General features: G+C 63.3%; 6 protein-coding genes. 4 read left to right on the top strand and 2 right to left on the bottom strand.

The features are described from left to right. From KDH09_17895 to KDH09_17885, 3 genes are all read left to right on the top strand, one after another. A partial coding sequence (locus KDH09_17895; GenBank protein ID MCB0221576.1) for a hypothetical protein occupies positions 1 to 552 on the top strand: 552 nt, incomplete at its 5' end. 2 nt (positions 553 to 554) lie between these two features. Next, positions 555 to 1160 carry a hypothetical protein gene (locus tag KDH09_17890; GenBank protein MCB0221575.1) on the top strand — a complete coding sequence of 202 codons (606 nt, stop codon included), beginning with the start codon at positions 555 to 557 and terminating at the stop codon, positions 1158 to 1160. Then, the gene (locus tag KDH09_17885) at positions 1157 to 1918 is read left to right on the top strand and encodes a DUF4124 domain-containing protein (protein MCB0221574.1); all 762 of its coding nucleotides are present in this window, start codon (positions 1157 to 1159) and stop codon (positions 1916 to 1918) included. Before KDH09_17890 ends, KDH09_17885 begins: the two co-directional genes overlap by 4 nt. On the opposite strand, the gene sppA is transcribed toward KDH09_17885, so the two are convergent. After that, positions 1905 to 3644, bottom strand: coding sequence for a signal peptide peptidase SppA (gene sppA, locus KDH09_17880; protein MCB0221573.1), 1740 nt, complete (start codon positions 3642 to 3644; stop codon positions 1905 to 1907). The two genes, KDH09_17885 and sppA, sit on opposite strands and share 14 nt — an antisense overlap. A 219-nt stretch (positions 3645 to 3863) precedes the next feature. Next, on the bottom strand, positions 3864 to 5279 hold the full coding sequence (locus tag KDH09_17875; protein ID MCB0221572.1) for a glutamate--tRNA ligase: 1416 nt from the start codon (positions 5277 to 5279) through the stop codon (positions 3864 to 3866). Positions 5280 to 5486: 207 nt separating this feature from the next. Between KDH09_17875 and KDH09_17870 the strand changes: the two genes are divergently transcribed. Beyond that, positions 5487 to 7192, top strand: a 1706-nt coding sequence (locus KDH09_17870; GenBank protein ID MCB0221571.1) for a hypothetical protein, incomplete at its 3' end; no start/stop codon positions are given.

Raw genomic sequence — 7192 nt, 5'->3', positions numbered from 1 at the left:
GTCACCGGCACCGTGCAGGAAGTGCCGCCGAGCTGGACGGCCTCGCTGCGCAACGGGTCGGGCAAGCTCATCGCGCCCTATGGAACGCCGCCGGGGGTAACCCTTTCAAGCTTCACCCCGATGGACGGGCGCATCTACGAGCAACAGATCCTGCGCGGGAACTTCCCCTACCTGGCTTCTGATCCGACGCTCAATTACGCCTCGCTCTACCCGCGTCCGGAGCAGCCCGAGCCGGCTGCCGGCATGCCGCCGGATGAGGCCGCGGGCGAGGCACCGGCGGACGCGGCAAATGCCGCGGCGCCTGAAGCCGGAAGCGCCGGGGAGAGTGCTGCCGATCCCAGGAGCGCCCCCGATTCGACGGACGAGCCGGAGGCGGCGGCGATGCCGGGCGAGCCCACGCCGCAGGAGCTTGAAGCGCAGGAGCGGGCAGCAATGGAAGCCGAGATGCCCGCCCGCGCATCTGAGGAAGCAGCGGACACGCCGGTGGAGTCCATGTCACAGACGCCGGAACCTGTTCAGGCCGAGAATGCCGAAGAAGGAAGCGCGCAGTGAGGATGCGAAAGAAAGCCATCATGAGCGCCCTGGCGCTGGGAATCTGGGCCTGCACGAGCGGACCGACCGATGCCGCACCCGGCAATCAGGCCCCCGCGCATGCCGCCACGGCGGCAGCGCCGGCCCAGGCGCCGCTGCAACTGGCCCAGCGTGGCTCGCTGCTGGATAGCGGAAAGAAGCCCCACAACGAGCTCTTTGAGGAAGCGCCCATCGAGGTGATGGCGCCGCCGCCGCTCTCGGCGCGTGCGGGAGAGCACATCTCGCTCGCGTTCGAGTTCGTTCCCAGGGCGAAGGTGAAGGTGCCCATCTACCCGCCGGCCTACCTCAAGGATTTTTCCGCCTACGGCGACCTCAAAGGCCCAGAGGGAAAGGTCTACGCCCGCGACCTTACGCCCGAAGAGCAGGAGAAGGGGCGGCTTGCCTACTATGAGGCCGCGCCGCCCGCAGTGAAGATCGACGTGGAAGTGCCCGCCGGCATTGAACCGGGAAGCTATCCCTACCGCGCCAGCGTTCACTACTTCTATTGCTACGAAGCCGGCGGCATCTGCGCCAAGGAAGAAGCCACTGTCGAGGGAATCATCGACGTGGCGAAAGAGCAGGACAAGTGAAAAACAAACTGCTGATCGCGTTGCTGGGCGCATTCCTGCTGGCGCATGCGCCCGCGGCCTTTGCCGAGATCTACAAGTGGACCGATTCGAGCGGGGCGAACCACTTCACCGACGACATCAACAAGGTGCCGGCTGAATACCGCAACCAGGTGCTCGACGTGGAAGACGAGATGCGCGAGCGCGACCGCGAGCTGCTGGCGGCCGAGCGCGGCGCGCAGCTCGAAAAACAAAAAGAGATCGAGCCGCCCGCGCCCGAGGACCCCACCGACGCGGCGATCCAGGAAACACTGGTGCGCATGTTCAAGGAACGTGGGCAGCCGCTTCCGACCGAAGAAGAAGCAGCCGGTTTCATCAAGCTCGTGCGGGTCTGGTTTGTGCCTCTGGCACTGGGCCTTCTGCTGATCGTTGGCATGGGGGTCGGTCTGACCATCCATGCACTGATCAACAACAACTGGCTCTGGGTGGTGGGCAGTATTGTCTGGGTGGGGGCGACGATCCTGATCAAGCCCTCCAGCCTCGACGCGCTCTTTGCTTCCCCACTTCTCTGGTGCGTGCTGGGGCAGCTCTACGTGCTGCCGATGCTCGCTTATCCGCCCTTCAAGGTGGGAGAGGATGATCGCGAATACCTCAGGTGGCTGCTCCCGGCGCTGGTCGTGCTGGCGTCGGTGATCGTCGTCTTCGGAAGTGCCGAGGGCATCAAGTGGACCCACGCAGTCATTGAAGCCCGCGATATTGCCATGCCCGCTAGCGGAAGTTGATCTCGAAGGGCAGCAGGGCCAGCACGCGGTCGCGCGCAAAGAGCGCGGCGAGCTGCGCGGGACGAAAGAGCGCGCTTTCGAGTGCACCGCCAATGGCGCCATATTTACTTTTTGAGAGCGGACTCTCCTCGAAATTCCATTCCAGCCGAAGGGGCCAGCGCCGCTTGCGCCCGGGCGCTTCAATGAGCGCCAGCGGCGCCCACTCGGGAAGCTGCAGTTTCTTTCGCAGCAGGTCGAAGGCATCGATCATCCCGCCCAGTTCGTCAACCAGCCCGATCTCCAGCGCCTGCTTGCCGGTCCACACGCGACCCTGCGCCACGGCGTCGATATCGTCGAAGCTGCGGGCGCGGGCCTGCGCCATCTTCGAGACGAAGTCCACGTAGAAGGCATCGATGTCGCCGCGCAGCTTTTGCAACTCATCGTCACTGTAGAGTCGGTAGTCGCTGTGATAGGTCGCCCGCGCGCCGCGGGAGATGATTTCCTTCTTGATGCCGAGTTTCTCGTAGAGCTCACCCAGCGCGAACTTGCCGCCGAGCACGCCGATGCTGCCGGTGATCGTGCTGGCGGTGGCAAGGATCGGGCAGCCCGGCGCAATCGCTGCCACGTAGTAGCCGCCTGAGGCGGCGACATTGCTCATGGAAATGACGACGGGTTTGTCCTTGGCCACCTTGCCCAGGGCATGCCACATGAGATCGCTGGCCAGTCCGCTGCCGCCGGGGGAATCAATGCGCAGCAATACCGCTTCGACGCTCGGGTGCGCGGCGGCCTTTTCGAGCTCGTGAATGAAACTGCGCGAGCCGGTCGCGCGCATGGTGCCGTCGGAGCCGGGGGTGCTGCGCCCGCTCTTGATGTGACCGCTCACCTCCACGATGGCGATGGGGGTGGGTCGCGCCGTCGCCGCGCGCTCGTCGGGGACGCTCACGCGCAGGTAGGGCTGTAGCTTGAGCGGCAGGACCTTCGGAAGTTCCTTCTCCAGCGCTTCGTCGATGTCATCCAGGTAACCGGTGCGATCGACGAGGCTCAGCTCGACTGCCTCGCTGGCAAGAAAAGGCCCGCGATCGAGCGCGGCGCGGGCCGCCTCGGGCTCCATCTTGCGGTGGCGTGCGATTTCCGCGATGAGCTGCTCGTAGAGATCGCCGACCAGGGCTTCGGTCATCTCCCGGTTGGCCGCGCTCATCTCATCTTCAGTAAACATCTCGCGCGCGCTCTTGTACTTGCCGCGCGCGGCGAGCTGCGCTTCCACGCCGGCCTTGTCCAGAAGGCCCTTGAGGAACATTACTTCGGAGGCAAGCCCGCTCACGTTGAGTGAGCCCGCGGGTGCGAGCACGATCTCGCTGGCGCCGAGCGCCGCCAGGTATTCGCCCATGCCGGGCTCTTCGAGCACGGCGATCACGCGCTTTCCGGCCTCGCGAACGCGCGCAAGCGCGCGGCGGATCTCCTCGGCGCGTGACATGCCGCAGGCCAGCGACTCGATCTCGACAGTGACGACTTCGATGCGCTCGTCGCGGCGCGCGCGGTCCAGCGCAATGAGCACGTCGAGGAGCGCGGGACCGAAGCGCCTTCCCGAGAACGCGGCCATCAGCCCCGGCGCGCGGGTGCGATCGGGTAGGGGGCCGTGCAGGTGCAGGCGCAGCACGTTGTAGCCGCGCACCGCGAGAAAGAGCTTGCGAATACCGGCGCGGATCAGGCTGACGAGATAGAGAATGGCTTTGCTGAGATACTGCATGCCGGGGAGTCTAGCAGGCAGCTCGCGGGAAGGGAGAACCCTCGCCGTTCGGTGAATGGGCATGGCAAACCATGCCCCTGCCGGTGATCGGGTAGGGGTTTGGCTTGCCAAACCCATGCCTGAATTGCCGTGGGATTTTGCACCGCGCCCGACACCCCCTCAGTCCGGCGTTGCCGGACAGCTCCCCCGCCACGGGGGAGCGCGCAATGAGGGTATCTCTCAGGCCGCGCTGCCCAGGTCCTGGGCCTGCTGGAGCCGGGCGAGGACCTCGTCCTTGCCCAGCAGTTCCATGACGTCGTAGATGCCGGGGCTCACCGGACCGCCGGTGAGCGCCACGCGAAGGGGCTGGGCGATCTTGCCGAGCTTGAGCTCTTTCTTCTCAAGAAAGTCATTGGTCAGGTCTTCGAGCACCTGCGCGTCGAAGCTTGCGAGCGCTTCGAGGAGCTTTGCATACTCGGCGAGCAGTTCCAGGCTCTCGGCGCCCAGGAACTTCTGGCGCGCCTTTGCGTCGTATTCCTTGGGACGCTTGAAGAAATACCACGATGCTTCGGCCATTTCGCGCACGGTCTTGTTGCGCTCTTTCTGCGCGGCGACGATGCGCGCCAGATGATCGTCGGGCGGGATGGAAAGCCCCGGCTCATGGCGCAGGTGCTCGGACATGAGCGCTGCCAGCCGCGCGTCGTCGGCTTTGGCCATCCAGTGCTGGTTGAGCCAGTCGAGCTTTTCGGGATTAAAGGCGCCCATGCTTTTTCCCACGCCTTCGAGTCCAAACTTGTTGAGCAGGTCTTCCATGGAGAAGACCTCTTCATCGCCGTAGCCCCAGCCGATGCGCGCCAGGAAGTTCACGAGCGCTTCGGGCAGGTAGCCCTGCTCCTTGTATTCGAGGGTGCTGCGCGCGGCGTCGCGCTTGGAGAGCTTCTTGCCGTCGGGCCCCGCGATCAGCGGGATGTGCGCGAAGACCGGGCGCGGCGCGCCGAGTGCGTCGTAGAGCGCGACGTGCTTGAAGGTGTTGGTCTGGTGATCGTTGCCGCGAATGACATGGGTGACGCCCTGGTGGATGTCGTCGAGCACGTTGCAGAGATGAAAGACCGGGTTGCCGTCGGAGCGAACGAGGATGAGATCGTCGAACTGCTGCGCGGGCGCCTCCACCGGGCCGGTGACCGCATCGTCGAAGCCGACTTTTCCCTCGGAGGGAAAGCGGAAACGAATGACGAAGGGCGCATCTTCGCTTGGCGGCTCGGGCGTTCCCATTTCCTCGCGGAAGAGAAAGGGCTGTTTGTTGGCCTGCGCTTCCTTCCGCATTTCTTCGAGCTTGTCGGCCGGCGTGTAGTCCTTGTAGGCCTTTCCCTCGACGAGCATCTGCTCGACGGTCTTCTGGTATGCCTCGGTGCGCTGACTCTGGTAGAGCGGGTCACCGTCCCAGCTCATCCCCATCCAGGCGAGCGAGTCGAGAATCTCGCGCTCGAACTCGCGGCGCGAACGCTCGCGGTCGGTATCTTCCATGCGGATCAGGAACTTCCCGCCGTTGGCACGGGCGAACAGATAGTTATAGAGGGCCGTGCGCGCGCCGCCGATGTGCAGCGGACCGGTGGGAGAGGGGGCAAAACGGGTGACAACTGGCTTTGAGTCGCTCATGGAGCGGGTAAGTAGTCCGTCTGCACCGGCGCGGCAAGCAGGCGCGTTCGCAGAGCTGCCGCCTGCTCAGCATGTGCGAGCGAAATCGTGAACTGGCTCACGCCAAAGCCGCCGCAAGGTGGCTAGAATGACCGCGGAGCCTGTGCCATAGTTCGAACAGGTCTCCATGCAGCCCCGGGCGGGGGTGTTCCGCAATCTCCCGCCCCTGTGAGCAACTTCAAGGAGTTTTTCGTGACCCAGCTATTCTCAATGCGCCGCTTTGTCGCCGCCGCGCTGGCCTTGGCACTGAGCCTTCCGGCCGCATCGGCCTCGCAGGCGCAGGTCTTTACCAATCCCAACGATGCGAACCTCAACGCCTATTTCGTTCTTCACCTGGGCCGGAACGGCCCGGATCACGTTGGCCCGAACTTCGTGGGCTATCCCTCGCGCTGGCCGCTGAGCGGAGATACGATCGATCTGGAATTGCCGTTCATGGACCTCTGCTCTGATGGAATGGGAGCGGGCGATTGCCTTGCGTTGATCTCCAACGATCAAAACGTGCGCATTCTACCCAGCGATTTGCTGGAAGCCATGCGCCGCTCCGCCTACCAGTGGAACCGCGAGATTCGGAAAAACGCGATAGCGGGACAGGATTTTTTTACCGGCTGTGACGGCGTGGAAAACATGGATGGTTATGACTGCGAAAATATGCCGACCTACGTGCCACTCACGCCGACCGAGGCATTGATCATGGCCAACGGAGACAAGGCCGGTAATGCGACGAGCGAAAATTCAACGACGCAGGGCGCGGCGATGAATCCCGAAAATTTCAATCCCGGAAATCGCACCTGCGTGTTCCCCGCCTGGAGCGTCGACGGTGCCGGCAATTTCGACAGTTGGATGAAGATCACCAGTGTGAGCACCGACGGTTGGGGCAACTTTACGGATGTTGCCACGGCGGCCGAGGCGACAAAGCTTTGCACTCATCACGTCCAGCACTCTGAGCCCGGTGGTGACCGCTTCCTGATGACCCGCGACGCTCAAGGGCGCATCTTTCTGGGCGTAGCGGGCAAGGTCGTAGCGACTGCGGACAATACCATCGCCAACGGTGGCGGTGACGGGCGTAATCGTATCCAGTTTGAGCAGGTGGATTTCCTCACTGCCGGTGGCGGTGACGTTGATCCGGATCGCACATTGGCAGTGACAATTACGCGCGGCCTGATTGGTGGCGGTCCGGTGGGGACCATCACCGAAGCGGACATCATTTTTAATGCGGACTTGGTGCTGACCGATTCAGGTGAAGACTCGGTTGTGCGTTGGACTACGAATGGTGCCACTGCGGCCAACCCGGCTTACGAATGCCTGATTTTGCGCGATGCGATCAATCCCGAAGAGGCCGTTGATCCAATGGTTTCGAGCCCGGATGTGGATGACGATGGCACGCAGCTATGTTATCGAGGCACTCCGACCAAATTCACCGGAACCATGACCGTTCCCGATAAGATAGATCCGGTCCCATATTCAATTTTTGACGTTGAAAATATAATGACTCACGAAATGGGGCACTTTGTGGGTCTCGACCATCCCTGCCGGGAGTTCGAGCTGACCAGTCCTGATGAGCATGCCTGTCGCAACTCGTCGGAGTCGGCTGGAATCAACGCACCGCAGTCACGTTATTCGGTCGCGACCATGTTCTACAACGCCTGGGAAGGGCAGACGAAGGCGCGGACAGTCGAGCAATCCGATGTCGACGGGCTCACCGAGCTCTTCGCTCTGGACGTGGACGCACTCTTCCCGAGCAGCTCCAGCGGTTTCTGCACGATCAACCCCCGCAGCAACGGCTGGGGGTGGGCCACATGGCTCTTTGTGCTGATGCCTGCGTTGCTGTTGCTTCGTCGCAGGCGCGTTCCGGCTCCGGTCTCCCGCAAGCCCAG

The sequence above is a fragment of the Chrysiogenia bacterium genome, assembly GCA_020434085.1.
Classification (GTDB): Bacteria; JAGRBM01; JAGRBM01; order JAGRBM01; family JAGRBM01; genus JAGRBM01.
The sequence above is the reverse complement of the archived record's forward strand: the minus strand, read 5'-3'. Positions and strand labels throughout refer to the sequence as shown.

Excerpts from the sequence above, each read along its gene's own strand:
- KDH09_17890 (MCB0221575.1), top strand. The coding sequence starts at position 555 with ATGCGAAAGAAAGCCATCATGAGCGCCCTGGCGCTGGGAATCTGGGCC.
- sppA (MCB0221573.1), bottom strand. The coding sequence starts at position 3,644 with ATGCAGTATCTCAGCAAAGCCATTCTCTATCTCGTCAGCCTGATCCGC.
- KDH09_17875 (MCB0221572.1), bottom strand. The coding sequence starts at position 5,279 with ATGAGCGACTCAAAGCCAGTTGTCACCCGTTTTGCCCCCTCTCCCACC.